The 22,852-nt window shown below is 73.2% G+C and carries 26 protein-coding genes; 19 read left to right on the top strand and 7 right to left on the bottom strand.

The window, feature by feature from the left end; all coding sequences use genetic code 11:
• Positions 1–133: 133 nt before the first annotated feature.
• Positions 134–916: an alpha/beta hydrolase gene (locus AB0B01_RS21910; RefSeq protein ID WP_361721518.1), complete on the bottom strand. Its 783-nt coding sequence runs from the start codon at positions 914–916 to the stop codon at positions 134–136.
• A gap of 121 nt (positions 917–1,037) precedes the next feature.
• On the opposite strand from AB0B01_RS21910, the gene AB0B01_RS21905 reads away from it, so the two are divergent.
• Both AB0B01_RS21905 and AB0B01_RS21900 read left to right on the top strand, forming a co-directional pair.
• Positions 1,038–1,607, top strand: a complete 570-nt coding sequence (locus AB0B01_RS21905; protein ID WP_361721515.1) for a helix-turn-helix domain-containing protein — start codon at positions 1,038–1,040, stop codon at positions 1,605–1,607.
• Between the two features lie 76 nt (positions 1,608–1,683).
• Positions 1,684–2,652 carry a phosphatidylinositol-specific phospholipase C gene (locus AB0B01_RS21900; RefSeq protein WP_361721512.1) on the top strand — a complete coding sequence of 323 codons (969 nt, stop codon included), beginning with the start codon at positions 1,684–1,686 and terminating at the stop codon, positions 2,650–2,652.
• On the opposite strand, the gene AB0B01_RS21895 is transcribed toward AB0B01_RS21900, so the two are convergent.
• The 5 genes from AB0B01_RS21895 to AB0B01_RS21875 form a co-directional block, all read right to left on the bottom strand.
• Positions 2,632–4,104, bottom strand: a complete 1,473-nt coding sequence (locus AB0B01_RS21895; RefSeq protein WP_361721509.1) for a HAMP domain-containing sensor histidine kinase — start codon at positions 4,102–4,104, stop codon at positions 2,632–2,634. The two genes, AB0B01_RS21900 and AB0B01_RS21895, sit on opposite strands and share 21 nt — an antisense overlap.
• A complete protein-coding gene (locus tag AB0B01_RS21890; RefSeq protein ID WP_361721506.1) occupies positions 4,101–4,850 on the bottom strand; it encodes a response regulator transcription factor in 750 nt (249 codons plus the stop codon). The genes AB0B01_RS21895 and AB0B01_RS21890 overlap by 4 nt, the downstream gene beginning before the upstream one ends.
• A gap of 65 nt (positions 4,851–4,915) precedes the next feature.
• The gene (locus tag AB0B01_RS21885) at positions 4,916–6,052 is read right to left on the bottom strand and encodes a trypsin-like peptidase domain-containing protein (protein ID WP_361721503.1); all 1,137 of its coding nucleotides are present in this window, start codon (positions 6,050–6,052) and stop codon (positions 4,916–4,918) included.
• A gap of 158 nt (positions 6,053–6,210) precedes the next feature.
• Positions 6,211–7,233, bottom strand: coding sequence for a LacI family DNA-binding transcriptional regulator (locus AB0B01_RS21880; RefSeq protein WP_356849622.1), 1,023 nt, complete (start codon positions 7,231–7,233; stop codon positions 6,211–6,213).
• A gap of 85 nt (positions 7,234–7,318) precedes the next feature.
• Complete coding sequence (locus tag AB0B01_RS21875; protein ID WP_361721500.1) at positions 7,319–8,083, bottom strand: response regulator transcription factor; 765 nt, start codon at positions 8,081–8,083, stop codon at positions 7,319–7,321.
• A 492-nt stretch (positions 8,084–8,575) separates the two neighbouring features.
• On the opposite strand from AB0B01_RS21875, the gene AB0B01_RS21870 reads away from it, so the two are divergent.
• From AB0B01_RS21870 to AB0B01_RS21810, 13 genes are all read left to right on the top strand, one after another.
• Positions 8,576–8,830: a MoaD/ThiS family protein gene (locus AB0B01_RS21870; protein WP_356849619.1), complete on the top strand. Its 255-nt coding sequence runs from the start codon at positions 8,576–8,578 to the stop codon at positions 8,828–8,830.
• Between the two features lie 10 nt (positions 8,831–8,840).
• The gene (locus AB0B01_RS21865) at positions 8,841–10,391 is read left to right on the top strand and encodes a hypothetical protein (protein WP_361721497.1); all 1,551 of its coding nucleotides are present in this window, start codon (positions 8,841–8,843) and stop codon (positions 10,389–10,391) included.
• A gap of 109 nt (positions 10,392–10,500) precedes the next feature.
• Positions 10,501–11,214, top strand: a complete 714-nt coding sequence (locus AB0B01_RS21860; RefSeq protein ID WP_361721494.1) for a DUF2993 domain-containing protein — start codon at positions 10,501–10,503, stop codon at positions 11,212–11,214.
• Positions 11,215–11,370: 156 nt separating this feature from the next.
• Positions 11,371–11,460 (top strand): Ms5788A family Cys-rich leader peptide, encoded by a 90-nt coding sequence (locus AB0B01_RS21855; RefSeq protein ID WP_350875872.1) that lies wholly within the window; start codon positions 11,371–11,373, stop codon positions 11,458–11,460.
• Positions 11,461–11,650: 190 nt separating this feature from the next.
• Positions 11,651–12,496, top strand: a complete 846-nt coding sequence (locus tag AB0B01_RS21850) for a sulfurtransferase (protein ID WP_361721491.1) — start codon at positions 11,651–11,653, stop codon at positions 12,494–12,496.
• Between the two features lie 86 nt (positions 12,497–12,582).
• Positions 12,583–12,873: a DUF1416 domain-containing protein gene (locus AB0B01_RS21845; RefSeq protein WP_007265476.1), complete on the top strand. Its 291-nt coding sequence runs from the start codon at positions 12,583–12,585 to the stop codon at positions 12,871–12,873.
• Positions 12,874–12,981: 108 nt separating this feature from the next.
• Positions 12,982–13,245: a DUF3099 domain-containing protein gene (locus AB0B01_RS21840; protein ID WP_361721487.1), complete on the top strand. Its 264-nt coding sequence runs from the start codon at positions 12,982–12,984 to the stop codon at positions 13,243–13,245.
• 117 nt (positions 13,246–13,362) lie between these two features.
• A complete protein-coding gene (locus tag AB0B01_RS21835) occupies positions 13,363–14,205 on the top strand; it encodes a hypothetical protein (protein WP_361721484.1) in 843 nt (280 codons plus the stop codon).
• On the top strand, positions 14,202–15,035 hold the full coding sequence (locus tag AB0B01_RS21830) for a hypothetical protein (protein WP_361721481.1): 834 nt from the start codon (positions 14,202–14,204) through the stop codon (positions 15,033–15,035). The genes AB0B01_RS21835 and AB0B01_RS21830 overlap by 4 nt, the downstream gene beginning before the upstream one ends.
• Positions 15,032–15,940: a hypothetical protein gene (locus AB0B01_RS21825; RefSeq protein WP_361721478.1), complete on the top strand. Its 909-nt coding sequence runs from the start codon at positions 15,032–15,034 to the stop codon at positions 15,938–15,940. The genes AB0B01_RS21830 and AB0B01_RS21825 overlap by 4 nt, the downstream gene beginning before the upstream one ends.
• A gap of 296 nt (positions 15,941–16,236) precedes the next feature.
• Positions 16,237–16,809 (top strand): FABP family protein, encoded by a 573-nt coding sequence (locus tag AB0B01_RS21820; protein ID WP_361721475.1) that lies wholly within the window; start codon positions 16,237–16,239, stop codon positions 16,807–16,809.
• 68 nt (positions 16,810–16,877) lie between these two features.
• Positions 16,878–17,333 (top strand): transcriptional repressor, encoded by a 456-nt coding sequence (locus tag AB0B01_RS21815; RefSeq protein WP_361721472.1) that lies wholly within the window; start codon positions 16,878–16,880, stop codon positions 17,331–17,333.
• Positions 17,334–17,354: 21 nt separating this feature from the next.
• Positions 17,355–18,323, top strand: a complete 969-nt coding sequence (locus tag AB0B01_RS21810; protein WP_361721469.1) for a folate-binding protein — start codon at positions 17,355–17,357, stop codon at positions 18,321–18,323.
• Positions 18,324–18,362: 39 nt separating this feature from the next.
• Here the strand turns inward: AB0B01_RS21810 and dtd are convergent, their stop codons facing one another.
• On the bottom strand, positions 18,363–18,788 hold the full coding sequence (gene dtd / locus AB0B01_RS21805; protein WP_361721466.1) for a D-aminoacyl-tRNA deacylase: 426 nt from the start codon (positions 18,786–18,788) through the stop codon (positions 18,363–18,365).
• Between the two features lie 131 nt (positions 18,789–18,919).
• Between dtd and AB0B01_RS21800 the strand changes: the two genes are divergently transcribed.
• The 4 genes from AB0B01_RS21800 (at position 18,920) to AB0B01_RS21785 (ending at position 22,761) form a co-directional block, all read left to right on the top strand.
• Positions 18,920–19,522 carry an AmfC protein gene (locus AB0B01_RS21800; protein WP_361721463.1) on the top strand — a complete coding sequence of 201 codons (603 nt, stop codon included), beginning with the start codon at positions 18,920–18,922 and terminating at the stop codon, positions 19,520–19,522.
• 96 nt (positions 19,523–19,618) lie between these two features.
• Complete coding sequence (locus tag AB0B01_RS21795; protein ID WP_361721460.1) at positions 19,619–20,863, top strand: GNAT family N-acetyltransferase; 1,245 nt, start codon at positions 19,619–19,621, stop codon at positions 20,861–20,863.
• Between the two features lie 153 nt (positions 20,864–21,016).
• A complete protein-coding gene (locus AB0B01_RS21790; protein ID WP_361721457.1) occupies positions 21,017–21,922 on the top strand; it encodes a sigma-70 family RNA polymerase sigma factor in 906 nt (301 codons plus the stop codon).
• Positions 21,919–22,761: a putative protein N(5)-glutamine methyltransferase gene (locus AB0B01_RS21785; RefSeq protein ID WP_361721454.1), complete on the top strand. Its 843-nt coding sequence runs from the start codon at positions 21,919–21,921 to the stop codon at positions 22,759–22,761. The genes AB0B01_RS21790 and AB0B01_RS21785 overlap by 4 nt, the downstream gene beginning before the upstream one ends.
• Positions 22,762–22,852: the final 91 nt, after the last annotated feature.

Raw genomic sequence — 22,852 nt, 5'->3', positions numbered from 1 at the left:
CCGCATCCGGGACGACAAGACCGGGACGCACACCACCACGGACCACCTGCGTCGCGCCCCCCCGGGGGGGGGGGGGGCCGGCCGGCCCGCCGCCCCTCCGGCGTTGTGCCCCGTACCCCCGTGACGGGGTGGCTCAGAGGGCGGCCAGGAAGGCGCCGACGGCCTTGTGGAACTCCTCGGGGTGGGTGAACGGCAGGAAGTGGTCCCCGTCCAGGGGCGCGTACGCGGTCCCGGGCCGCCGGGCCACCATCGCGTCGGCCTGCGCCTGCGGGAGCGCAGCGCTGCGGGTGCCGTGGACCAGCAGTGCCGGGCAGGTGCTCCCGAGCCAGGCGTCCCAGTGGTCGCCGCGGCAGGACTCGACGGAGTTCAGCATGTCCTGCGGGTGGAACGGCAGCCGCCAGCCCTGCCCGTCCGGCAGCGGGCGCAGCGCCGGCTCGACGAACTGGGCGCCCACCGGCCCGGCTGCGTCGAGGAGTTCCTCTCGGGTCGGAGCCGTGTAGCGCATGGTGTGCAGGAAGGCCATCCACTCGTGGCCGGCGGGGCTGATCTCCACGGCGGAGTCCACGTCGATGAGCGCGCCGACCCGGTCGGAGTGGGCGGCGGCCAGGTGGACGGCGTTGAGCCCGCCGAGCGAGTAGCCGAGGACGGCCACGGGGGCGTCGAGGCCGAGGTGGTCGAGCAGCGCGACCGCGTCGGCGACGTATCCGGCGCGGGTGTAGTCGGCGGCCCGGTCCGAGCTGCCGTGGCCTCGCTGGTCGGGGGCGATGACGCGCCACTCGTCGCCGAGGGCCTCGGCGAGGCCGGCGAAGGCCATGCCCTCGGACAGGCCCCCGTGCAGCGCGAGCAGCGGGCGGCCGGGGCCGCCGAAGTCCAGGTACGACAGCGTGCGGTCGTCGATGGTCAGCGTGTGGCGCATGGTCCGCTCTCCCCTGTGTGTCCTGCGGTGACGGGTACGAGCCTGCCAGGATTTGGGCAAGCGCGCAATACGAACGTCTTGGGCGCACGTGCAAATCGCCGCGCGCGGCTACGATCCGGGCATGGGAAATCGCGAGGACCTGCTGGCCGGAGCGCGCCGCTGCCTGGAGGAGAAGGGGTACCTGCGCACCACGGTGCGCGACATCGCCTCGGCGGCGCAGGTGAGCATGGCCGCGATCGGCTACCACTTCGGCTCCCGCGAGGCCCTGCTCAACCAGGCGCTCTTCGCCGCGATGGACGAGTGGTCGGCGGCGGCCGGCCGGCTGGCCGGACAGGGCGACACCCACGCCGAGCGGTACGCCGACATGTGGAACCGCAAGATCCAGGACTTCCGCGACATGCGCTGGCTCTGGACCGCCTCCATCGAGGCCTTCGTCCACGCCCAGTCCTCGCCCGAGCTGCTCGCGGTCCTCGCCGAGGGCCAGCGCCGCTCCCGCCGCATGATCGCCGCGGGGCTGCGCGGCGTACCGGAGGAGTCGGTCACCGAGGAGGACGTACGGTCCCTCGGGTCGGTGCACCTCGCGCTGCTGTCCGGGGTGATGGTCCAGGCGCTGACCGACGCGGAGCAGGCGCCGAACGGTCAGGAGCTCGCCCAAGGCCTGCGCGCCATGGCCGAGTTGCTCGAAAGGTGAGCGCTACCGACGGGTAGTAAACGCGGCTCCGCCACGCCATAATCCGGCCACCAACCGAGTCGGCAAAGGGGCGGGCATGGGCGTGGGCACAGGCGTGGGCGGGGGCGCGGCCGCGGACGCGCGGACGGACGCGGACAGAGGCACGGGCACCGGCCCCGCCCCGGGCACGGGCATCCGCCTGGACCGGCGCAGATTCCTCGGCGGGGCGCTGGCGGCCGGCGCCGCCCTGGCCCTCGGCACCGGCGCGGGCACGGCCTCCGCCCGGACCCTCGGCACGCAGGACTGGATGGCCGGGCTCGGCGACTCCACCGCCCTCCAGCGGATGACCATCCCCGGCACCCACGACTCGGGCGCCACCAAGGGCGGGCTCTACGTCGCCTGCCAGAACACCTCGATCGCGCAGCAGCTCGACTCCGGGATCCGGTTCCTGGACGTCCGGTGCCGGGTCACCGGCGGGTCCTTCGCGATCCACCACGCGGCCTTCTTCCAGGACCTGATGTTCGGCGATGTCCTCGTCGCCTGTTGGAACTTCCTCGCCGCACACCCCTCCGAGACCGTCCTGATGCGGGTCAAGCAGGAGTACTCCAGCGACAGCGACGCGACGTTCCGCGCCGTCTTCGACGACTACCTCGACCACCGCGGCTGGCGCCCGCTCTTCCGGATCGCCGACACCCTGCCCACCCTCGGCCAGGCCCGCGGCAAGGTCGTCCTGCTCGCCGACAACGGCGGCCTGCCCGGCCTGCGGTACGGCGACGGCGGCGTCTTCGACATTCAGGACGACTACAACGCCGAGCCCTTCGCCAAACGCGGCAGGATCGAGAACCAGTTCCGCCGGGCCGTCCAGCAGCCCGGCAAGCTCTTCGTCAACTACACCAGCACCGCCGCGTACATGCCGCCACGCTGGAACTCCGACCGCCTCAACCCGCAGGTGCACGCCTTCGTCGACGGCTCCGAACTGGCGGGCCGGACCGGGCTCGGGATCGTCCCGATGGACTTCCCCAACACCCGCTCCGGCCTGGTCGCCTCACTGATCCGGCACAACTGACCCGTCCCACGGCGCCGTCGTCGGCGGCGTCGGAGGCGGTGTCGGAGGCGGCGTCGGAGCGCCCGGGAGGCGGAGCACCGCCTCCGTACCCGGGCCGCCGTCCGCCGGCGCCCGCAACTCGGCGGTCCCGCCCGCGCGCGCCACCGTACGGGCCACGATCGACAGGCCGAGCCCGCTGCCGGGCAGGGCGCGGGCCGACGGGGACCGCCAGAACCGCTCGAACACGTGCGGGAGGTCGTCGGCCGGGATGCCGGGCCCGTGATCCCGTACGGTCAGCTCGCCCGCCCGCAGCGACACCGTCACCGCGCCGCCCGGCGGGCTGAACTTCACCGCGTTGTCCAGGACGTTGACCACCGCCCGCTCCAGAGCCGCCGCCTCGCCCCGCACGTACCAGGGCTCCAGTTCGGCGCCGAAGCCCAGCTCCGGACCGCGCAACCGGGCCCGGGACAGCGCGCTGCGGACGATCTCGTGCAGGGCCACCACCTCCAGCCGGGCGGGCGGGGCGGCATCCGGGCGGGACAGCTCCTGGAGGTCGCCGATCAGGGCGGCCAGCTCCGTCATCTGCGCCGTGACCGAGGCCAGCAGCTCCCTGCGGTCCTCGGGCGGGATGGCCCGGCCGGTCTCCTCGCTGCGCGCGAGCAGCTCGATGTTGGTGCGCAGCGAGGTGAGCGGGGTGCGCAGTTCGTGCCCGGCGTCCGCGATCAGCTGGGCCTGGCGCTCCCGGGAGGAGGCCAGCGCCGCCGTCATCGAGTTGAAGGACCGCGACAGGCGGGCGATCTCGTCGTCGCCCTCGTCGGGGATCCGTACGGTGAGGTCCTCGGTACGGGCGATGTGCTCGACGGCACCGGTGAGTTCGTCGACCGGCCGGAGGCCCGTACGAGCCACCCACAGGCCGGCCGCGCCGGCGCCGACGACGCCGACACCGGAGACGAACAGCAGCACCCAGGCCAGGGTGGACAGCGGTTTGTCGATGTCGGCCAGGGGTTTGGCGACGGAGATCCCGAACACGGGCGCGCCCGGCTGGGTCTGCGCCGCGAAGGTGTAGACGCGCATCGCCGTGCCGTCGGCGGTCGTCGCGTCGTGCAGGCTGGTCGGCCGCTGCCCGGCGGCGACCTGCCGGTCGGCGGCGCTCACCGGGAGGTTGGTCAGCCCGCTCACCCAGCAGTGGCCGCCGTCGGCGAGGACGATCTGCACGGTCGGGTTCAGCTTCCCGGCGATCTCCTGGGCGGGCCGGCTCGGGGCGGCCACACAGGGCTCGCTGAGGGTCCGTACGACCTGGGCGGACGGGTTCGTGGCCATCAGCGACCGGTCGAGCTGCTCGCGCAGCTGCGTGCGCACCATCACCCAGGACACGGCGGCGACGGCCGCGACGGCGACCGCCACCGCCACCGCGACCAGCAGGGCCAGCCGGGAGCGCAGCGGCAGTGCGCGGAATCTGGCGACCGGGTTCATTCGGGTCCGCTCTCGCCCGCCCGCAGGACGTAGCCCACTCCGCGCACGGTGTGGACGAGCCGCGGCTCGCCGCCCGCCTCCGTCTTGCGGCGCAGGTACATGACGTACACGTCAAGCGAGTTCGAGCTCGGCTCGAAGTCGAAGCCCCATACGGTCTTGAGGATCTGCTCGCGCGTGAGCACCTGCCGCGGGTGTGCCAGGAACATCTCCAGCAGCGTGAACTCGGTCCGGGTCAGCTCCACCGGGCGGCCGGCCCGGGTGACCTCGCGCGTGGCCAGGTCCATCCGCAGGTCGCCGAAGGCGAGGACGTCCTCGGGCGGTGCGCTCCCGGCGGTGGGGGCGGCGTACGCGCTGCGGCGCAGCAGGGCGCGGACCCGGGCGAACAGCTCGTCGAGCTCGAACGGCTTGACGAGGTAGTCGTCGGCGCCCGCGTCGAGGCCGGTGACCCGGTCGCCGACGGTGTCGCGGGCGGTGAGCATGAGGATCGGCGTGGTGCTGCCGGAGGCGCGCAGCCGGCGGGCCGCTGTGAGGCCGTCCATGCGGGGCATCTGGATGTCCAGGACGATCAGGTCGGGGGCGTACGAGGCCGCCTTGTCGAGGGCGTCGAGCCCGTCCACGGCGGTCTGCGCCGCGTACCCCTCGAAGGCGAGACTGCGGCGCAGGGCCTCCCGGACGGCCGGCTCGTCGTCGACGACGAGGATGCGCTGCGGGTCGCCTTCGGTGCCCCCGGCAGTCGTTGCGGCCATGGTCGGTCCCCCTGGGTGGTGGTCGGTGATCGGCGGCGCCTCCAGGCTAGGGGGTCGGGACGGGGTCAGTACGAGGTCCCGAAGCCGTCGGCGGCGGAGCTGCCGCTGCCGGAGCCCGTGCCGCCCGCGCCGCCTTGGCGGAGGGAGGGGAGGTCGGCCTTGATCGTGTTGACCGGGATGGCGAAGCCAAGGCCGACGCTGCCGGCGCTGGAGCTGTCGGATGAGGGGGAGTAGATCGCGGAGGGCATGCCGACGATCTCGCCGTTCATGTTGACGAGGGCGCCGCCGGAGTTGCCCGGGTTGAGGGAGGCGTCGGTCTGGATGGCCTTGTACGAGGTGGTGTTCGAGCCGGTGCCGCCGTTGAACTGCTGCCCGTCGTAGGAGAAGGGCCAGCCGCCGCCCTGGCGGCGCTGCGGGGCCTGCTGCTCGGACTTCGGGACGTTCACGTCGCGGTTCAGGGCCGAGACGATGCCGCTGGTGACCGTGCCGGTGAGGCGGTCGGGGGAGCCGATGGCGACGACCTCGTCACCGACGCGGAGGCCGTCGGAGTTGCCGAGCGTGGCGGGCTTGAGGCCGGAGGCGCCCTGGAGCTTGATCAGGGCCAGGTCCTTGTCGGGGTCGGTGCCGAGGATCTTGGCGGCGTACGTCTTCCCGTCGCTCATCGTCACCTGGATCTCGGCGGCGCCGCTGACGACGTGGTTGTTGGTGACGATCTCGCCGTCGGCGGTGACGACGATCCCGGAGCCGGTGCCCTGTCCGGAGGAGGTCCGGGTGTCGATCCGGACCACGGACGGGCTGACCTGCTCGGCCACGCCGGAGACGGTGCCGGTGCTGGACTGCGAGACGTTGGTGCCGGTGACGGCGCGGCCTGCGCCGGTGCGGTCGCCGAGCACCTCCTGCACGGCCACGGCGGTGCCGCCGCCGACGACCGCGGCGGCGATCGCGACGGCGGCGAGCAGGGCCACGGGCCGCTTGGCCCGCGCGTGACCCCGCGGGGCCGGCGCGGGGGCCGGCTCGCCCCAGCCGGGCTGGTGGGCCTCGCCCCAGGCGGGCTGCTGCGTCTCGCCCCAGCCGGACTGGCGGGCTTCGGGCCGGCCGGGAGCGGCCGGCGGGTACCCGGGCGGCGGGGGATAGGCCCCGGCGGACGGGCGGTTCTCCTGCGGGTCATCGCCTGCGCGGCGGAAACTCTCGCTCTCGGTCATGTCCCCGACTGTGTCCCGGGTTCATGAAAGCTTCCTGAATCCCGGCTGAGAAGCCCGACAGAACCGCGTATGCCGGATATGAGGATCCGGGCCAGGGGTCGCCGGCAGCTGCCGCGCGAGGCCCTCCGGGGCCCAGCCGTGCGAGCGGCGCGAGGAGGTCAGTGGCAGCCGCAGGAGCGGCGGATGACCAGCGCCGAGGGGAACTGCTTCAGGCGTTCGCGGCGCGAGCCCGCCACCCGCAGGCCGTCGTCCAGCACCAGGTCCACCGCCGCCCGGGCCATCGCCGGCCGGTCCGAGGCGATCGTCGTCAGCGGCGGATCCGTCAGCGCCGCCTCCTTGACGTCGTCGAAGCCGGCCACCGCCAGCTCGCCGGGCACGTCGATCCGCAACTCCCGTGCCGCCCGCAGCACACCGATCGCCTGGTCGTCCGTGGCGCAGAAGATCGCAGTCGGGCGGTCGGGCCGGGCCAGCACCTCCAGGGCGACCCGGTAGGCGTCGTACCGGTTGTACGGGGCCTCGATCAGCCGGCCCTCGATCGAGCGCCCCGACTCCAGCATCGCCCGCCGCCAGCCCTCGACGTGGTCCGCGACCGGGTCGCCGACCGACGGGGTGTTCTCGATGCCGCCGATGCACGCCACGTACTCGTGCCCGTGTTCCAGCAGGTGCCGGGTGGCGAGCTGCGCGCCGCCGATGTCGTCCGTGACCACCGCGACGTCGTCGATCGCCTCCGGCCGCTCGTGCAGCAGCACGACCCGCGCGTCCCACGCCTCGATCTCCGACGCGGCCCGCTCGCTCATGCCCTGGCTGACCAGGATCAGGCCCGAGACCCGCATCCCGAGGAACGCGCGCAGGTAATGCACCTCGCGCTCGTCGCGGTAGTCGGAGTTCCCGACCAGCACCATCTTCCCGCGCTCGGCGGCGGCCTGCTCGACCGCGTGCGCCATCTCCGCGAAGAACGGCTGGCGGGCGTCCGGGACGATCATGCCTATGAGGTCGGTGCGCCGGGAGGCCATGGCCTGCGCGACCCGGTCCGGGCGGTAGCCCAGCTCCTTGATCGCGGCGAGGACACGCTCGCGCGTGGCCGGGGCGACCGGCCGGGGTCCGTTGTTGATGACGTAGCTCACGACGGCGGTAGAAGTACCCGCAAGTCGCGCCACGTCATCCCGCGTCACCTTGGCCACGCAGCGGAGTCTACGCGGGGTGCACTACCTCTGGGCAGGGCGTCCGGCGGAGTGGATGCTCACAGCCGGATCCTGCCGGTTCCCCCTAACGGGTGGCGCCCGCCGCGCCCTCGGCCGCCGCCCGGGCCGCGACCTTCTCGGCCGCCTGCGCCGCCGCCTCCGCCGCCGCGCGCTCCACCTTCTCCGGCGTCACGAAGCGGTAGCCGACGTTGCGGACCGTCCCGATCAGCGACTCGTGCTCCGGACCGAGCTTGGCGCGCAGCCGCCGTACGTGCACGTCCACCGTCCGGGTGCCGCCGAAGTAGTCGTAGCCCCATACCTCCTGGAGCAGCTGCGCCCGGGTGAAGACCCGGCCCGGGTGCTGCGCGAGGTATTTGAGCAGCTCGAACTCCTTGAAGGTGAGGTCGAGGACCCGGCCCTTCAGCTTCGCCGAGTACGTCGCCTCGTCGACCGACAGGTCGCCGTTGCGGATCTCCATCGGGGAGTCGTCGGTGCCCAGCTGCTGGCGGCCGGTGGCCAGCCGCAGCCGCGCCTCGACCTCGGCGGGGCCGGCGGTGTCGAGGAGGACGTCGTCGATGCCCCAGTCGGCGGTGACGGCCGCGAGGCCGCCCTCGGTGACGACCAGGATCAGCGGGCAGCCGGGCCCGGTGGAGCGCAGCAGCTGGCACAGCGAGCGCACCTGCGGCAGGTCGCGGCGGCCGTCCACGAGGATGACGTCGGCGCCCGGGGTGTCCACGAGGGCCGGGCCCTCGGCCGGGGCGACCCGGACGTTGTGCAGCAGCAGGCCGAGGGCGGGCAGCACCTCGGTGGAGGGCTGCAGGGCATTGGTCAACAGCAGGAGAGAGCTCATGCCCGACCACCTGCCCGGGTCGAGAGGTCGTGCACGGTTCGCCGGTCCATCACGTCGGTTCCTCCTCGGTCCCGTCGAGGACGTTCGCGGTACTGCTTCGTACGTGGTGCTGTGTGCGGTGGTGCGGTGCGGCGGCCTGCGGTCCCCGCGCCCTGAGGTCCGTGGTCACCACTGTTCCACTGTTCTGCGTCCGTTCAACGTGCTGAAAGCACAAAAGGACCCGGGGGCAACATTGCCCGGATCCTCTCGCCAGCAGAATAGCCCACCGGCGCCCACCGGGCCGAGGGCTCCGTCCTCCCTCTTCTGTGGTTCCCGCCACGCGCGCCGGGTGCATCGTCCGTGCTCATGACCGGTTTCCGCCGGATTGGCGGCCCGCGGCGGCCCTCCGGCGGACCGCCCCGGCGCACACGGGGCGCGTCGGGGCACGAGGGCGGGGCGGCGCGAGGGGTCATCATGGACGGCGACGGTAGAGAGCCGACGATAGGAGCTGCAGTGGCAACCGGAACCATCCGCTACTGGGCGGCGGCCAAGGCCGCGGCCGGTACGGCGGAGGAGCCGTACGCGGCGCGCACACTCGCCGAGGCGCTCGACGCCGTGAGGGAGCGCCATCCGGGGGAACTGACCCGGGTCCTGCTGCGCTGCTCCTTCCTCGTGAACGACGAGCCTGTGGGCAAGCGCCCGCACGATGCCGTTCCGCTGACCGAGGGGGGCACCGTCGAGGTGCTCCCGCCGTTCGCGGGCGGGTGAGCGGAAGCCGATGAGCACCCCCGAAGAACAGCAGCACCAGCAGCACCAGCAGCACCAGCAGCACCCGCACCAGCACCAGGACCCGTACGGGACCCAGACCTGGCAGTCCGACACGTGGGACACCGGCTACCAGCCGGTGCACCCGCCGCTGGGCGGTGTGCCCGGCCGGCCGGTGACACCCGAGGGGTGGTTCCGGGACGAGGCCCCGGCCGCGCCCGCGCAGCCCGCGCCGGGTCCCGGCGGCGCCCCGTGGGCCGAGGGCCCCGCCGCCGAGGCGACCGCCTACCTGCCGCCGTACCGCGATCCCGGTCCGGCGCAGCCGCAGCCCTACGCGCAGCAGCAGCAGCAGCCGTACGGCCAGCCCGCCGCCCCGGACGGCTGGTTCCGCGAGGAGGCGCCCGCGGCGCCCGCGCCGGAGTGGGCCGAGACCGCGTACCTGCCCCCGGTCCGCGAGAGCGCCGCCCCGGACGGCTGGTTCCGTGACGAGCCGCCGGCGCAGGCCGCGGCCGCGCAGCCGCCGGCCCCGGACTGGGCCGAGGCCGGCGCCTACCTCCCGCCGCAGACGCAGCCCCCGCAGGCCGCCGACCCGCGGGCGCAGGCCGCCCGGGCCGTCGCCCCGCAGGCCCCGGCGGAGCCGGCCGTCGAGGCGACCGCCTATCTGCCCCCGGTCACCGACGTCCCCGAGGCCGCGGGCCCGTCGGCCCCGGGTGGGCCGGGTGCGCCGGGCACGGGTGCGCCGGGCCCTGCGGCACCGGGCGAGGAGCCCGCGTACTCCCCGCCCACACTCGGCGGCAACACCCTGCGCGCCGTCGACCCGGCCCAGGCCCGCGCCGAGGGCCGCTCGCCGATCATCGACCCCGGACCGCAGTCGGCCCTGCTGACCGCCGCCCTCGGGCTGCTGCTGGCCGGCGCCGCCGCCGTCGGGGACCTCGCGCTGCTGGTGCCGCTGGTGGCCCTCCAGGGGCTGACCGCGGCCGGCTGGTTCCGGCTCAACGGCATGTGGCCGGCTCGCCAGGGCATCGCCCTCGCCTTCGCCGGAGCCGTCGTGGCCGACGGCGCGGTACTGGCGGTGGAGGAGGTGTACGGCCCCGGCGCGATCATCGGCACCCTCGGCGCCTGGGTGCTGCTCACGCTGGTCCTCCAGCTGCGCAGCCAGGCCGATCCCGACGAGCGGATGTACGGCCTGATGGCCTCCGTGGCCTCCGCCGCCCTCGCCATCGTCTGCGCCGGCTACCTGGCCGCCGGCTCCGCCGCCGTCACCGTCGGGGCGGCCGCCGTCGCCGTCGCCGTCTTCGCCCGGGCGCTGCCGCTGCCGACCGCGCCGTCCGTGGGCGTCTCGCTCGCCGCGGCCGCCGGGGCCGGGATCGCGGTGGGCGGCCTGACCTCCGTCGGGGTCGGCGGGGCGCTGATCGGCCTGGTCGCCGGGGTGGCTGCGCTGATCGGGCTGCGCGTGGCCGCGTACGACTATCCGTCCAAGTTCGTCCACATGACGGCCGGGGTCGCGCTGCCGCTGGCGGCCGCCGCTCCGGCGGTCTACCTGATCGGGCGGGTGGTGGGCTGACGCCCACCGGCGGCCGACGGGCGGCCCGCGGGGGGCCGTGCTGACGGCCGTCCGACGGGCCGCCGTGGTCCACTAGAACGCACGTACCGATCTAGAGGGGGAGGGGCACGTGCGTTTCCTGCGTGTCGTCGTGATCATTGCCGTGGTGCTGGGGGCCCTGTTCTGGGGGGTCGACCGCTGGGCCGCCGGCTACGCCGAGAACCGGCTGGCCGAGCGGATCCAGGCCCGGCAGGGGCTGGCCGGGAGCACGGAGGTGGACATCCACGGCTTCCCGTTCCTGACCCAGGCGCTCAGCCACGACCTCGACCGGGTCGACGTGAAGCTGAAGGGTGTCGACGCGGTCGCGGACGGCCGCAAGACGCGGCTCTCGGAGCTCGACGCCAGCTTCCGCGAGGTCAGACTGAACGGGGACTACAGCGGCGGCACCGCACGGCGCGCCGAGGGTTCGGCCCTCGTCACGTACGCGGACCTGACGCAGGCCTCGCAGACCGGCGTCACCCTCGCCTACGGCGGGGCGCCGGGGAAGGTGAAGGTCACCGCCTCGGTGGAGATCCTGGGGCGGACCTTCACCCGCAGCGTGGTGTCGACCGTCACGCTGGTGGACGCCGAGCAGGGCGGCGGGAAGCTGGTCCGGGTCCGGGCGGACGCGGTCCCGGGTGAGGGCATCCCCGGGATCGAGAGCGCGGTCCGCAAGAAGACCGACTTCGACCGGCGCCTGGACGGGGGGCTCCCGGCCGGTCTGCGGCTGGACTCGCTGACCTCGGACGAGGCGGGCGTCCACCTCGCGCTGAGCGGTCAGAACGTGGTGCTGGCCGGATCGTGAGACGGTCCGGTCCGATCCGCAGAAGGGCGGGCCGCCGGCGGGGCCCGGAATCCGGTGCGGCGGCCGTCCCGAGCGGGGTGCGTCCCGACATCCGGACGATCCTGTCTCGACATATGACACGCCGGTGACAGGGCGGCCGGTTCGTCCCTACGATCCATGGCTATGAAGCATCAGCAGGCGGACCTCACGAAGCGGCGGGCAGTAGACCTGTGTCGCGTCGCCGCCATGCTCTGTCGATCCATGTGACCTGAGAGCGCATCCGCTCCCTCAGCCGGACGACCGTCCTTCCCGCGCGTTCCGCACCGCACATGCTTCCTCCTGCCCCCTGCCGCCTCCCCGCGCAGGTCCGAGGAGCGCCCTCGGCAGCGGTACGCGCCAGCAGCACCTGCACCTGCACGGCACAGCCCCGCCGCACACTGCCCCGGAGGAGAACACCATGAGCCGCAGCGACGTCCTCGTAGACGCCGACTGGGTCGAGGCCCACCTGAACGACGCGAACGTCGTCATCGTCGAGGTCGACGAGGACACCTCCGCGTACGACAAGAACCACATCAAGAACGCCGTCCGGATCGACTGGAAGAAGGACCTCCAGGACCCGGTCCGCCGTGACTTCGTGGACCAGGAGGGCTTCGAGAAGCTCCTGTCCGCCAAGGGCATCTCCAACGACGACACCGTCGTCCTCTACGGCGGCAACAACAACTGGTTCGCGTCGTACGCCTACTGGTACTTCAAGCTCTACGGCCACCAGGACGTCAAGCTCCTCGACGGCGGCCGCAAGAAGTGGGAGCTCGACTCCCGCGACCTGGTCGACGGCACCGAGGTCCCCAACCGCCCGGCCACCCAGTACAAGGCCAAGCCCCAGGACACCTCCATCCGCGCCTTCCGCGACGACGTCGTGGCCGCGATCGGCTCCCTGAACCTGGTCGACGTGCGTTCGCCCGACGAGTTCTCCGGCAAGCTGCTCGCCCCGGCCCACCTCCCGCAGGAGCAGTCGCAGCGCCCCGGCCACGTGCCGAGCGCCCGCAACATCCCGTGGTCGAAGAACGCCAACGACGACGGCACCTTCAAGTCGGACGAGGAGCTGACCGCCCTCTACCAGGCCGAGCAGGTGGACCTGGCGAAGGACACCATCGCCTACTGCCGCATCGGTGAGCGCTCCGCGCTCACGTGGTTCGTGCTGCACGAGCTCCTGGGCCAGGAGAACGTCAAGAACTACGACGGCTCGTGGACCGAGTACGGCTCCCTGGTCGGCGTGCCGATCGAGCTCGGCGCCAACAAGTAGTTCAGCGCCAACCAGCAAGCAAGCACGGCGACCGGGCACGCGACGCCCTTCGCGGTACGACTTTCTCTCAGGACAGGACAGAGAACATGTGTGGAGCACAGATCGGCGGGCCCGACCTCGCGACGCTCAAGCCCGGTGAGACCGCCATCCAGGGTCAGGTGACCAAGGACGGCGAGCCCATCAGCGGCTACGTGCGGCTGCTCGACTCGACCGGCGAGTTCACGGCCGAGGTCCCGACCTCGGCGACCGGCCAGTTCCGCTTCTACGCGGCGACCGGTTCCTGGACGCTGCGGGCGCTGGTGCCCGGCGCCCAGGCGGACCGCGCCGTGGTGGTCGCCGAAGCCGGCGGCGTGACGGACGTGGCGATCGCGGTCTGACCGCTCGCAGCAGATGACCGGCCGAAGGGCCGCACCCCAGGGGGTTGGACGCCACTGGAACGGGGTGCGGCCCTTCGCGCCGTCCGCCGGCGGCCCTACCCTGGAGTCATGTACGCACGGCGGCGCCGCGTCTACTTCCTCCTCATGGGCGGATGCCTGTTCCTGTTCGTGTCCGCCTGGACCTTCGTACGCCTCATCTCGGTGGAGGCGGCGGTCGCCCTGTGCGTGGTCGCCATGGTCATCCCGCCGGTCGCCGCGATGGTCGCGAACCGGCGCGGGCCGGACGACCGGTGGTGGGACGACCCCTCGGGCGATCCGAAGTCCGACGAGTGGTGGGACGAACTGGACGGAAAGCGGCGCCGCGAGGACTGAAGGCCGCCGAGATAAGAATGTAATAAGCATGCGTACAACCGGGGTCCTCCGGTACATGTCATGGATGTGCACGGGTGAACCGACCCCGTGCCTCCAGTCCTGTGGGGGGACCCTTCCTTGGAACATGACCAGACCCTCTCCGAGCAGCGCAACGAGGGGGAGGCCGCGACGGAGCCGGCTCCGGCGGACCTGACCGCCGCTCCCGGCTTCGCACCTGCACCCGCCTGCGCGCCCGTGGCGCGCCGGCGTCTCCGCGGCCGCACGGTCGCCCTGATCGCGGGCGCGGCCGTACTCGGCGTGCTGGCCGGCACGGTCACGGGGTACGCGGTCCAGTACGGCCGCAAGCCCACGCCGCTGCCGCCGCTGGCCCAGCAGCAGATCGACACGCCGAAGGCGCTGGCGCCCGACGGCGAGACCACGCACAAGACGATCAACGCCAACCGCTGGCACAAGACGGACGACGACCTCGGCAAGCTCCTGGTCGAGGCGCCGGCCGGGGCGAAGAGCGAAGGCACCGGCTACGAGACCCTCGACGTCTTCGCGGCCGACTTCTTCGAGAAGCCGGAGCACATGGTCCGCCAGCTCGCGGACGCGCACGTGCGGCGGATCGCCACGACGCTGTGGTCGGAGGACGACCGCACGTTCGTCGAGGTCCGGCTGATCCAGTTCACCGAGCGCTCCGAGGCGGAGAAGTACCAGAAGGGGCAGTCCGCGTACATGCCGGAGGCGAAGCACGCGGGCAACGCCGGGGTGGCCATTCCCGGCCTCGCCGCGGACCTCGGGCACGTCTGGGTCGATGCGGAGGCCCACGAGAAGCCCGGGTACTACCCGATCCGCGGGGCGCGGGCCATCGCCCGCCGGGGCGACATCGTCATGGAGATCGCCTACTACGACAACCGCGGCAAGGTGTCCGAGAGCGATGTCCTCGACCTGGCCAAGCGACAGCTGGAGCGACTGTGACCGAGCCGCAGCACCCCGAAACCCCGGCTCCGGCCCAGGCTCCCGAAGCGGCGGCACTCGTCCCGGCGCCCGCCGCCGAACCGTCCGGCAAGGCGCCGCGCGCGCTCAGCCGCAAGGCGGTCGCCCTCATCGCGGGCGGGATCGGCCTGGCCGTCCTCGCCGGCGGCGGCATCGCGGCCTCCGTCGCCCTGGAGCACGCCGACCGGACCGCGCCCACCCGCTACTGGACCGCCGAGGGCAGCGCCCCGCAGAAGCCCGAGGAGGCGGCGCCCGTACCGGCGAACGAGCTCTCCGGGAAGCTGCTGCCGGTCCCCTCCAACTTCACGCTGGGCCCCGACCTCGCCCAGGACGGCAACAACTTCTTCGTCTCGGGGGAGAAGGCCGTCCAGGGTTTCAAGGACGCCCGCAACGGCCTGTCCAGCTCCGAGCGCAAGCAGCGCGACGAGATGCTGGCCGGTCTCAAGCTCAAGGGACTCGCCGGCCGCAGCTACACCAAGGGCGGCGGCGAGGCGGTCTACCAGGTCCGCATCATGCAGGCGGACCCGAAGGCCGTGGGTGCCTTCTCCGAGATGTCCAAGAAGCTCCTCGACCTCACCGGGGACGACCGCGAGGCGCCCGCAGTCGACGGCTACCCCGACGCCAAGTGCGCGCTGGTGGCCATCGGCGAGGAGAAGAAGGAGAAGATCGACTCGATGGACTGCGTCGCGGTCCAGGGTGACGTGCTGGTCAACTTCCGGGCGTTCGGGGCCAAGCCCTTCTCGCACTCCGACGCCGTCGCCTTCTTCAAGAACCAGCTGAGCCACCTGAAGTCCCCCGGGGAGTCCGTGTGACCGAGCCGACCGCCACCGACGCCGCTCCGGACGCCGTGCCCGCTCCGGCCGTGCCCGCGCCGGCCGCAGCGACACCGCCCGTGCCCGCAGCCCCCGCCGCTTCCGAGGCGGAGGCACTCGTACCGCCGGAGGCAGCGGCCCCGCCCAAGGTCCGCCGCCGGCTCCACGCCGCCCTGCGCTGGACGGCCGCCGTCCTCGTCTTCGGCGCCGTCGGCACGGGGGTCGCGTACGGGATCACGCAGCCCGAGCGCACCGGCATCCCCGGGCTCTCCACCCGCGACGACGGCCGCTGGGACTACCCCGCGCTGACCAAGCCCACCCTGCCGCCCGGCGCCCCCCTGCCCTTCGCCAAGGACAACGAGGACGGCATCCACTACGCCGGTCTCGCGCAGCTGCTCCTGCCGGCCCCCCGCGGCTCCGCTCCGGACGCCGGGCTCAAGTTGGAGAAGGACTCCGTGGTCACCCCGGACACCTTCCTCCAGGAGTACGAGTCCACGGTGCGCGAGAAGATGAAGCAGGGCTTCACCGACGACGGCCTGCGCCAGATCGTCGGCCGGGGCTGGACCACCCCGGACGGCACCCGCACCCGGATCTACCTGCTGCGCTTCCACAGCTCGGGCTTCGTGGACAGCTTCCACGGCTGCAACATCGACATGAACGTGAACGGCGTCAACCGCATGGAGCAGGACGCGTCCTGGACCAAGGTCAAGTTCACCGAGTCCCCGCCCGCGCACAGCGGCATCGCGGTCTACGAGGAGGCTGCGCCGGTCGGCGACGAGCAGATCAAGGCGGGCTGCGTCAGCTCCGGCGACATCCAGGCGGTGATCTTCCAGAGCCGCAAGGGACAGGTGGCCTCCGTTCCGCTGCACCAGACGGCGATCCTGCAGAGCCGGCTGCTCGGCTGAGCGCACCGGCGCGGCCGCTGCGGGCCACCTCACGGAGTGGGCCGGTCCCCGGGCCAGTAGGCTGGGGACCGGCCCATTGCCCTAACGAACCTTCCGAGGAGCACCCCGTGCTTGAGGCAGTCTTCACCTCCCTGCTGATCCTGGTCTGCGTCGGCGTGCTCGCCTTCACCGGCCTGGCCGTGAAGAAGCTGTACCAGGGCCAGCGCTGACCTCCCCCGGACCTCGTCCGGGGGCGTCCCCGGCACCGGCCGCCGCCCCGACCCGGAACCCCTCACAGATCGCCTGAGCAGCCCACCATGATCCAGATCCCGTCCGACCTGAACCCCGGCCTCGTCCCCCTCGCCTTCCTCCTCGGCACCTGGGAGGGCGCGGGCGTCTTCGACTTCCCCGGCGAGGAGAAGTGCAACTTCGGCCAGGAAGTCGTCTTCAGCCACGACGGCCGGGACTTCCTGGAGTACGTCTCCCGCACGTGGGTCCTCGACTCCGAGGGCAACAAGGTGCGGCCGCTGGAGTCCGAGTCCGGCTACTGGCGGATCGACAAGGACCGCAAGGTCGAGATCGTCATGATCCGCGACCAGGGCGTCGTCGAGGTCTGGTACGGCGAGCTCGCCGACCAGAAGCCCCAGATCGACCTCGCGACGGACGCGGTCGCCCGCACCGCCGCCTCCGGCCCGTACAGCGGCGGCAAGCGGCTCTACGGCTACGTCAAGAGCGACCTGATGTGGGTCGGCGAGAAGGCCACCCCCGAGGTCGAGCTGCGCCCGTACATGTCGGCCCAGCTGAAGAAGGTCGTCACGCCCGAGGAGGTCGCCGAGATGGCGCGCAACCTCCCGGACATGCCCGACGACGGCATCGCCTTCTTCCGCTGAGACCGGACGCGCCGGACAAGGGACCGCGGGCCCGCCCGCGGTCCCTTCCGCGCCCGTACACTGGCCGGGTGGCGAGCACCGACGACAGCGAAACCGCCGACTGGAAGAGCGATCTGCGCCGGCGCGGGTACCGGCTGACGCCGCAGCGCCAGCTCGTGCTGGAAGCGGTCGACGCCCTGGAGCACGCGACCCCCGACGAGATCCTCGCCGAAGTGCGCAAGACGGCCTCCGGGGTCAACATCTCCACGGTCTACCGCACGCTGGAGCTCCTGGAGGAGCTGAAGCTCGTCTCGCACGCCCACCTCGGGCACGGCGCGCCCACCTACCACCTCGCCGACCGGCACCACCACATCCACCTGGTCTGCCGCGAGTGCACCGACGTGATCGAGGCGGATCTGGACATCGCCGCCGAGTTCACCGCGAAGCTCCGTGCGACCTTCGGGTTCGAGACCGACATGAAGCACTTCGCGATCTTCGGACTCTGCAAGAAGTGTGCCGCGAAGCACGCTGCCGCCTCCGCCTAGGAGGGTCGTAGGCTTGGCGGCATGACCAGCAGCCCCTTGCTCCATCTTCCCGGCGCCGTACCGGCCGAAGGCCGTGACGAGGGCGTCGCCGCCCACTACGGAGAGCTGTACGGCGAACAGCGCGTCCTCGCGGACGGCCGCGGCTTCGTCGACCTCTCGCACCGCGGAGTCGTCACCGTCACCGGACCGGAGCGGCTGAGCTGGCTGCACCTGCTGCTCACCCAGCACCTCACCGAACTCCCGCCCGGGCAGGCCACCGAGGCGCTGATCCTGTCCGCGCACGGCCACATCGAGCACGCGCTCTACCTGGTCGACGACGGCGAGACGGTGTGGGCGCACGTCGAGCCCGGCACGCAGGAGGCGCTGATCGCCTACCTGGAGTCGATGAAGTTCTTCTACCGCGTCGAAGTCGCCGACCGGACCGCCGACTTCGCCGTCGTCCACCTGCCGGCCGGCTCCATCGCCGAGGTCGACAAGCAGCACGTCGTACGGGAGACCGCGCACGGCCGCGACGTCTTCCTGCCCCGCGCCGAGCTGGAGTCCTTCGCCGCCTCCCACGGCCCGGCCGCCGGACTGCTCGCGTACGAGGCGCTGCGCGTCGAGGCGCACCGGCCGCGGCTCGGCCTGGAGACCGACCACCGCACCATCCCGCACGAGCTGGGCTGGATCGGCACGGCCGTGCACCTCCAGAAGGGCTGCTACCGCGGCCAGGAGACGGTGGCCCGCGTCCACAACCTGGGCAAGCCCCCGCGCCGCCTGGTCTTCCTGCACCTGGACGGCTCCGAGGTGGTCCTCCCGGCCCACGGCGCGCCGCTGCGGCTCGCCGCGGACGGGGAGGAGGGCCGCCAGCTGGGCTTCGTGACCACCGCGGTACGCCACCACGAGCTGGGCCCGATCGCGCTCGCGCTGGTCAAGCGGAACGTCCCGGTCGACGCACCGCTGCTGGCGGGCAAGACGGCCGCGGCGCAGGAGGTCGTCGTAGCGCCCTAGGGGCAGGCCCCGGCCGCCGGGACGTCTCCTCGGGACGTCTCAGACGTCGATGACGAGGGTGAACGGGCCGTGGTTGGTGAGCGAGACCCGCATGTCCGCGCCGAACCGGCCCGTCTCCACCGTCGCCCCCAGCGCCCGCAGCTGCGCCACGACCTCGTCGACCAGCGGCTCGGCGACCTCGCCGGGCGCGGCGGCGTTCCAGGTGGGGCGGCGGCCCTTGCGGGCGTCTCCGTAGAGCGTGAACTGCGAGATCACCAGCAGCGGCGAACCGTTGTCGCTGCAGGACTTCTCGCCCTCCAGGATCCGCACCGACCACAGCTTGCGCGCCAGCTGCGCCGCCTTCTCGGCGGTGTCGTCGTGGGTCACCCCCACCAGCACGCACAAACCCTCGCCGACGATCTCGCCCACGGTCTCGCCGGCCACCACGACGCGCGCGCCGTCCACCCTCTGCACCACTGCTCGCATACCACCTGTGTACCAGCCGTGCACCCGTCCGGGGCCGATCGGGTGGGGTGGGACTGCACCTGCACCACGGAGAGTGGCACGATGCATGCAGGCGGTGCCCCCAGCACCGGTCGAGGGGACGGACACGTTCGATGAATACTTCTGGTACCTCCGTACCTGCATCACCCACAGCCACGTCCGCCGGCGCGGTACGACCGCCCGCGCAGCGCACGGGCGAGGAGCAGGCGCCGACCACGCCTGCCGGGCTCGCCAACGCGCTCGGGCTGCCCGAGCTGCGCGGCCTGCGCCGTGACGCCCAGCGCGACGAGGCGGACCTCAGCTACATCCGCAGACTTCTCCAGGGCCGGATCGACATCCTGCGTGCCGAACTGGCCCGGCGTGCCGGTCCCGAGGCGCCGGTCGCTCCCGGGCAGCCCATGGTGGACCGGCTCTCGGAGATCCTCGCCGACGCGCCGTCCAGCCGCAGCGCCTCCGCCCGGCACGTCACGCTCGGCACCCCGCACAGCGAGGAGTTCCGGCTGCTGGCCGCGGAGATGCTCGCCGACGTGGAGCTGTCCGACCTCGGCGCACGCACCGACGGTGAACTGCACGACGCGATGGGCCGCCTGGTGCGCTACGAGCAGCAGGTGTCGCGGCGCCGCCAGCAGTTGCAGCGCACGGTGGACGACTGCACCACGGAGATCACCCGGCGCTACCGGGAGGGTGAGGCACAGGTGGACGACCTGCTGGCGTAGGGAGCTCGGCAGCTCGGGAGTCCTGGCGGCTCCGAAGCCCTCCGGCGGCGGAAATTCAGGCGACGCGTGCCGGCGGGCCCATTAGCGTGGCCGGTTATGAGCGTTGACGTCCGGCCGATCGCCGAATCCGAACTCCCCGAGTGGTTGCGCGCCCTGAACACCGGGTTCCTGACCCCGGCCAAGGTGACCGATTCCGACGTCGCACAGCGCGCCAAGTACGGCGACCTCGCCCGCCTCCGGGGCGCCTTCGACACCGGCACCGGCCGGTGCGTGGCCACCCTGCGCTCCTTCGCCCAGGAACTGACGGTGCCCGGCGGGGCGGCGATCGCGGCCGACGCCATCTCGAACGTCACCGTGTCGCCCACGCACCGCCGCCAGGGCCTGCTGACCCGGATGCTGACCGCCGAGCTCGCCGCCGCCACCGAGCGCGGCGACGTGGTGTCGACGCTGATCGCCGCCGAGTACCCGATCTACGGACGCTACGGGTACGGGCCCGCCGCCTCCATCTCGGAATGGGAGATCGACGTACCGCGCACCGGACTCGACCCGCGCTGGTCCGGGCCCGCGGACGGCAGCCGGATCGAGATGGTCGACGAAGCCGAGGTGCGGCGGGTGGGCCCCGGGCTGCACGAGCGGCTGCGGGCGGCCACGCACGGCGCGGTGGACCGCGACACCCGCTGGTGGAACCTGGCCACCGGCCTGGAGGAGATGTCGCACCGCCCGTACCGGGACAAGTTCCACGCCGTCTACCGGACCGCGGCCGGCGAGGTGGCCGGACTGGTGGCCTACACGGCCGACGACCACTGGTCGGACGCGAAGCTCCCGCAGAACACGGTGCAGGTCAAGCAGCTGATCGCGGTCAGCCCGGAGGCGGAGCGGGCCCTGTGGCGGTTCCTGTGCTCCATCGACTGGGTGCTGAAGGTCCGCACCGGCTACCGCGCCCCCGACGACCTCGTCGCGCAGCTGCTGCCCGATCCGCGGGCCGCACGGGTGGTCACCGCGTCCGACTTCCTGTGGGTGCGCGTGCTGGACGTCGTACGGGCCCTGCGCGCGCGGACGTACGCCGTGCCCGGGGTGCTCGTCCTGGACGTGGCCGATCCGACGGGACCGGCAGCGGGCCGCTACCGGCTGGACGCCGGGACGGGGGAGTGCACGCGCACCGGGGAGCCGGCGGACCTGCGGCTCGACGTGGCGGCGCTGGGCTCCCTGTACCTCGGCGACGAGTCCGCCGTGCGGCTGGGCGCGCTGGGCCGGGTGACCGAGGAGCGGGCGGGGGCGCTGGCGCTCGCCGACGCCGTGTTCCGCACCGCGCGCCGCCCCTGGTGCCCGGACGTCTTCTGACCGCCCTGCTCCTCTGACCGCCCTGCTCTTCCGGCCGCCCCGTTCCGACCGTTCTTCCCGGTCGCTCCTCGTCACATCGTGGGCCTCCGGTTCGTCAGAGGGACGAGGAGCAGGAACAGTGAAGACGTACGGACGACCGAGGGGGACGACCACATGACCGGCACCGGCGACACCGGGTACCGCAGCGACAGCGAGTACCTGGCAGCGCGCTTCGAGGAGAACCGCGGGCATCTGAGGGCGGTGGCCTACCGGATGCTCGGCTCCCTCACGGAGGCCGACGACGCCGTGCAGGAGGCCTGGATCCGGCTCGACCGGTCCGACACGAGCGAGGTGCAGAACCTCGGCGGCTGGCTGACCACCGTCGTCGCCCGCGTCTGCCTCGACCAGCTGCGCTCGCGCAAGGTCAGGCGCGAGGAGTCTCTGGAGTCGCCGCTCGGCCTGCCGGAGCCGCTGCTGAGCCCGCCGGACGGGCTCGACCCCGAGCAGGAGGTGCTGCTCGCCGACTCGGTCGGGCTCGCGCTGCTCGTCGTCCTGGAGCAACTGGCTCCCGCGGAGCGGCTGTCGTTCGTCCTGCACGACATGTTCGGCGTGTCCTTCGACGAGATCGCGCCCATCGTGGAGCGCACGCCCGCAGCGGCACGGCAGTTGGCGAGCCGGGCCCGCAGGCGGGTGCGGGGCGGTGCTCCCGCACCCGACGTCGACCTGGCCAAGCAGAAGGAGGTCGTCGGGGCGTTCCTGGCGGCGTCCCGGGGCGGCGACTTCGAGGGCCTCATCACCGTCCTCGACCCCGACGTGGTGCTCCGCGTCGACATGGCGGAGCTGACGCTCGGCGCGGGGGCGGTGGCCCGGCAGGCGCTCACCTTCCAGCGGCTCGCGCCGTTCGGGCGGCCCGCGCTGGTCAACGGCGTGCCCGGGGTCGTCACCATCCCGCCCGGGGGCAAGCCGCTCTCGGTGCTGGCCTTCACGGTGGGCGGCGGCCGTATCGTCGCCATCGACATCCTGGCCGATCCGGCCCGGCTGGCATCCCTGGACGTCACCGTCCTGGAGAACGAGGAATGAGTTCCGTGGCATCACCGTCGTCCCCGTCCCCGTCGTCCCCGTCGTCCCCGTCCTCCCCGCCGCCGCCCCCGGCCTCGGTCGTGGACGCCCTGCGCGCCGCGGGCTGTGTCTTCGCCGAGGAGGAGGCGGAGCTGCTGAGCGCGGCCGCCGCCGAGGACGGCGCGGAGCTGGCGGACCTGGTGGCCCGCAGGGCTGCCGGGGAACCGCTGGAACACGTGGTCGGCTGGGCCGAGTTCTGCGGACTGCGGATGCGGGTCGGGGAGGGGGCCTTCGTGCCGCGCCGGCGCACCGAGTTCCTGGTGCAGGAGGCGGTGGCGCTGGCCCGGCCGGGTGCGGTGGTGCTGGACCTGTGCTGCGGGGTGGGCGCGCTCGGCGCGGCGGTCGCGGCGGGGCTGGGCGGCGCCCCGGTGGAACTGCACGCGGCGGACATCGACCCGGTGGCGGCGGCGTACGCGCGGCTGAACGTGGCCCCGTACGGGGGTCGGGTCCACGAGGGCGACCTGTACGAGGCGCTGCCCGAGACGCTGCGGGGCCGGGTGGACGTCCTCGTGGTCAACGCCCCCTACGTCCCCTCGCGGGAGATCGCGCTGCTCCCCGCGGAGGCCCGCGACCACGAGCCCCTGACCTCCCTGGACGGCGGCCCGGACGGCCTGGACATCCACCGCAGGGTCGCGGCGGGGGCCCTGCCGTGGCTGGCGCCGGGCGGCCACCTGCTGATCGAGACCAGCGCCCGCCAGTCCCCGCAGACGGCCGCGGCCCTGACGTCGGCCGGCCTGTGGGTACGCGCGCGCACCTCGGAGGAGCTGTACGCCACCGTGGTGATCGGCACCCGCGCCTGAGGCGGAGCCGCCTCCCCCGGCCGGGGGAGGCGGCGGGCGCCGGGTCCTGCCGGGGGCGGGCCCGCGGCCCGTCCCCGGGGCCGACGTATCG

The organism is Streptomyces sp. NPDC044571, assembly GCF_040647115.1.
Classification (GTDB): domain Bacteria; phylum Actinomycetota; class Actinomycetes; order Streptomycetales; family Streptomycetaceae; genus Streptomyces.
The sequence above is the reverse complement of the archived record's forward strand: the minus strand, read 5'-3'. Positions and strand labels throughout refer to the sequence as shown.